The organism is Arenibacter lacus (assembly GCF_008711145.1).
In the GTDB taxonomy this organism is placed as follows: domain Bacteria; phylum Bacteroidota; class Bacteroidia; order Flavobacteriales; family Flavobacteriaceae; genus Arenibacter; species Arenibacter amylolyticus.
Genome location: NZ_VVIN01000119.1, coordinates 1 through 4,096, shown reverse-complemented (window position 1 = coordinate 4,096; position 4,096 = coordinate 1). Strand labels below are relative to the sequence as shown.

At 39.1% G+C, this 4,096-nt stretch carries 2 protein-coding genes; one reads left to right on the top strand and one right to left on the bottom strand.

Annotated features, from left to right (window positions below):
- Positions 1-54: 54 nt before the first annotated feature.
- Positions 55-1,938: a TonB-dependent receptor plug domain-containing protein gene (locus F1E73_RS16500; protein WP_150452591.1), complete on the bottom strand. Its 1,884-nt coding sequence runs from the start codon at positions 1,936-1,938 to the stop codon at positions 55-57.
- Positions 1,939-2,022: 84 nt separating this feature from the next.
- On the opposite strand from F1E73_RS16500, the gene F1E73_RS16495 reads away from it, so the two are divergent.
- A complete protein-coding gene (locus tag F1E73_RS16495; protein WP_150452590.1) occupies positions 2,023-3,498 on the top strand; it encodes an aminotransferase-like domain-containing protein in 1,476 nt (491 codons plus the stop codon).
- Positions 3,499-4,096: the final 598 nt, after the last annotated feature.

Sequence of the window (4,096 nt, the reverse complement as noted above, 5' to 3'; positions counted from 1 at the left end):
TCTGCCGACTCAGGCAGGCTCCCACCAACTACGGAATAATATGCTGGTCCGTCTTTACCCCTGGTTCCATTGATAGGTAACCCCCAATCCAAACCAACGTGTGGGCATAGGAACAGCACCTGCTTCTTTGTACACGGCATTGAATAGGTTAGTTATCTCGGTGTATAAAAGGAAGTTCTGAACCTTGTAATTTAGTCGAACATCGGCAACGTTATAGGCATTGGCAAGTTCTCGCTGTAACCACCTGTTTTTAATATGTAATGAAAAGTCGTTGATACGATAATGAACCCCTGCCACCAACTGATGTTTCAAAGACTCTAATACGTATTTCGATTGTATTTCCGATGAAGTCTCAAAGGAAGGGCTCAAATAATTATAACTCAGCTGATATCCAAAGGATTGCTTCCCTCCCAATTCAAAATCCTGCTGCATTCTTCCGTAAATGCCATGCATGGTGTTTTCTCCAAAATTAACTGGAGAATAAGGTGTTGAGGCATCTTCTCTTACCCAATCGATAAATTCAGAAATGTGGCGATAAAAATACCCGGCTTTCAACTGTAGGTTTCCATTTTGATACTGAATATTCCCCTCATAGTTCCATGCGTTTTCAGGTTGAAGCAAGGCATTTCCAACATTCCCAGGTCGCTGATCAAGGTATAAGTCCGTGAAAGATGGGATGCGCTGCCCAGAACCGATACTCCCAGCTATTTTCCAGTAGTGATTGATAAGGTATGCCAAATCTAACCCAGGATACAGCTGATAACCATAATCTGTGTTATAGTTGCCATATAGACCAATAGTCCCTCTTAGCTTTTCACTTAGATTGCTTTTAAACTCTGCATATACACCGTGATTATCGCGCTCATGTTCACCAATATTTGAACTGTTGATTTTTTCTAATCGGGACTCCAAACCAAAACCAAAAGTTCCAATTTCTGTCTTGAGACTACTATTCAATTCAAGCATTAACGCGTTGGTATAATGTTTAGACCGGCCTCTACTTAAATCATCCTTAAAATAACGGTAGTCATCTTCCCCATAGCGATCACTAATTCTAGGAGAAAGTGTAAAATCGCCCCAAGTATGCTTGGAGGATAGGCTAAAAACAGCGGAGTTTACATGTTCTTCCGAATTAATATCACCGGGAGCGGCATAAAACCCATTGGCACCAAACTGACTTTGAGCGTAGCCTGCCATTGCCTGAATGCTGTTGTTTTCGTTAAAATCATAATTTCCGCTATAAAAAAGCCGCGAATTCTTTGAGGCCGAGTTATAGCGCTGTCCGTTAGAATTGCTTTGAGCGAATGAAAAAAGCTGACTCTGCTTATCAGATCCGAAAACTCCTGTAACCTCAGCTGCACCGCCAGCGTAAATCCCTTCACCGTCACCTTCCTCCTTGGCTTTAAAAGAACTTCCGCCCCTTATATCTGCAGATACACTGGAGAGTTTGCTCTTTTTGGTAACAATATTAATAGCTCCGGTAAGGGCATTGATTCCATAAACCCGCGCTGCAGCACCTCTTATGACTTCAATATGATCTATAGCACTCAATGGCACAGGAATATTCATCATATTGTGGGCAGTTTGGGAGTCTAACATTTTCACCCCATTAATCAGCACCAAAGTTTGCTCCGAAGTTCCACCATCAATAGAAATATCGGTCTGTGTCCCAAACGGACCACGCTGCCGAATGTCCACACCACTTATAAAAGATAAAACCTCGTTGAGCGATTTAGCAGGAAGGGCCTGAATTTGTTTTTGGGTAATGACCTGAATATCCCGTGTGGACTCACTAAAAGGAGTTTGCAATCTGTTTCCCTGAATAATAACTTCATCTAATTCGTTTATTTCCTGATCTGCATCGGGAACCGTATTCTTTTCTTGCGAGAAGCTAGGTATGGCAGCTAATAGAATTAATGTCGCTAATTGTTTTTTCATAAAGACTTCTTTAATCGTAGTATTTAAAATTGATGGCAAAGGTTCGGATTAAAATAGTATTTTTGGCAGTCCGATATGTAAATTATGAGTAGTCCGGTTATAATTCCTTTTAATTCCTTCATAAAAATAGATCGTCGCAAAAAAGAGGCTATCTATATGCAAATTGTTTATCAGTTTATTAACGCCGTAAAAAGCAACCTTTTGGAAGATGATGACCGACTTCCTGGTAGTAGGAAAATTTCCGAAGAGCTTCAAGTACACAGAAAGACAATAGTAGCCGCTATGTCAGAGCTACAAGAACAAGGGTGGATAGAAACCCTGCCAAACATTGGCTCTTTCGTTAGAAATCCTGAGCTTTCCCCCACTCAATCCAAAAAAACCAACGCTTTTCAGCATCCTCCAGAAAAGGCAGGGTTTCATTTCAAGAAGGATTTTATATTGGATACCCCAATAGAAAAACAACAGGAAAAATTATATTTTACCGATGGCACGCCAGATTATCGCATCATTAAATCGGAGGAACTTGTTCGTTTTTACACTTCGGTAATTCGAAGAAAAAATCAATCAGCTCCTTTCTTAAATGCTGTTGATGATAGTCTGTTATTTAGGGACCAGCTCAGTTATTATCTAAATTTAACCCGTGGCTTTCATCTTTCTAGGGATTTTTTGCTGCCCGTAGCTGGATTGGAACAGGTTCATTCCATCTTATCGCGTTTACTGATCAATACAGGCGATCTTGTTTTGGTGGAAGAGCTCAGCTACTTTTTACCCAATATGATTTATAGTCAAGCCGGTGCCAAAATGAAAACAGTTCCGGTAGATGCGGACGGAATGAACATTGATTATATTCAAAACCATTATAAACCTGGCCAAATACGAATGGTTTATATCAACAGCACATGCCAATATCCCACTACCGTTCGTCTTTCCAAAAAGCGGAAAAAGCAATTGCTAGATTTGGCAGAAGCATACAATTTCATTGTAATTGAAGATGATAGGGATTTTGAATTTTCTATGATAAAAAACAAAAAAGAATCGCTTTTTAGAATAAACGGCGGCAATCGCATCATTTATGTTGGCACTTTCGGACGGTTTTTAAATCCAGGTTTTCAAATGAATTTTTTAATAGCTCCTAAAGACCTTTTGCAGGAAGCAGCAAAATATCTGAATATCTTTGGTAAACCAGATAGCATGATGGAAAAAGCATTGAGAGAGCTCATTCACGAAGGAGACATTCATCGATACCAAAGAAAATCCAAAAAAGTAATCGCTGAGCGGAAAGAAATGTTTGCCCAACTCCTCAACACGCATTTTAAGAACAACATTCTATTCACTATACCGCAAGCTGGTTTGGCTTTTTGGATTCGGTTTAATACCTTATTTTCTTTGACGCAATTGCAGAAAAAAGCAGGAGAAAAAGGACTCTTTGTTCCGAGTATTTGCCTCTATCAAAATCGATCCATAACCGCTCTAAGACTAGGATTTGCACATTTTAATCAGCAGGAAATGGAAGAAGCCGTGAAAGTGCTAGGTGAAGCTTATTGGGAAGTGGTTGAATAGGTGTTAGTCGATGTTTAGAAATAACCTTCAAAATTTTATGGCAAGGTCCTTTTGGGACCTATATTGTTGGCTATCTCCACCGTTCTACAGAACTGTACGAGAAGCTATATTTATTGAAGATTCCTAGATTTTTCCTACAATAAATACTATGTTTAATGCCGGGTTACGTGATAGCCCAATCCCTTCCAAAACATAAATATGCATTTTATACACCCAATTTGCAGTTCAACCGAAACTGATTTCAGAAGTAAGACTATTGCGATTCATTTGTGGTATACATTTTTAAATATACCATTATGAAAAGAATAATACTATTGGTACTGATTTTGGCAGTTACCCAATTTCTGGACTACTAACTAAATTAGACATTCGAAACCCCTCCCTTAGCGTATGTGATTTCTCAATCGTTGCGAAAAGCAACTCATGTCGAAATGACTGAAGGCACATTTTCAAATTTACAAATCGAAAACCATTAATACATCTATTTCTCCTTGTCACTTAGAGTTTACCTGAAGGTAGACGGGTGATTCGACGATAGGAAAATTGTATAGAGAAGTCCAAATTAACACTTTTCTTATTTTCGCTTTAACACTTTCCC